At 77.4% G+C, this 464-nt stretch carries 1 pseudogene; it reads right to left on the bottom strand.

Features of this window, described 5'->3' with window-relative positions:
• Positions 1-464: pseudogene (locus D471_RS36540) on the bottom strand (diguanylate phosphodiesterase); the annotation flags it as partial.

Raw genomic sequence — 464 nt, 5'->3', positions numbered from 1 at the left:
CTCCGCGACCACCCGGCGGCCCGCCTCGGCGGGGTCGGTCCCGGGCAGCGCCAGCACCATCCGACCGGACCTCTGACCGGTCAGCCCTCCGGTGGTCTCCGCGACGTGGGTCGCCGCCGACCGCACCCGGCCCGGATCGGCGCCGGGCGCCTCCGCCACCACCAGCACGTGCGGCGCGTCCAGGTCGGCGCGGAGCAGCGCGGCGCGCTGGCGCAGCGACCCCGGTTCGCGCGCGCGGACCTCCAGCAGTTCGTTGAGCAGGTCGCCGCGGACCCGGTGCTCGGTCTCGCTCACCGATCGGCGGATGAGCAGGAGCAGGGCGGTCACCATCGCCGCGCGCTCCAGGATTCGCTGGTCGGTGTCGTCCAGGACGACACCGTGCAGCACGAGCGTGCCCAGCGGTTCGCTCCCGGCCGCCGCCGCGGCCACCCACGTCCGACCGTCCGGCGCGCCGGCCTCACCCG

Origin of the sequence: Nocardiopsis lucentensis DSM 44048 (genome assembly GCF_000341125.1) — a bacterium.
Lineage (GTDB): Bacteria > Actinomycetota > Actinomycetes > Streptosporangiales > Streptosporangiaceae > Nocardiopsis > Nocardiopsis lucentensis.
The sequence above is the reverse complement of the archived record's forward strand: the minus strand, read 5'-3'. Positions and strand labels throughout refer to the sequence as shown.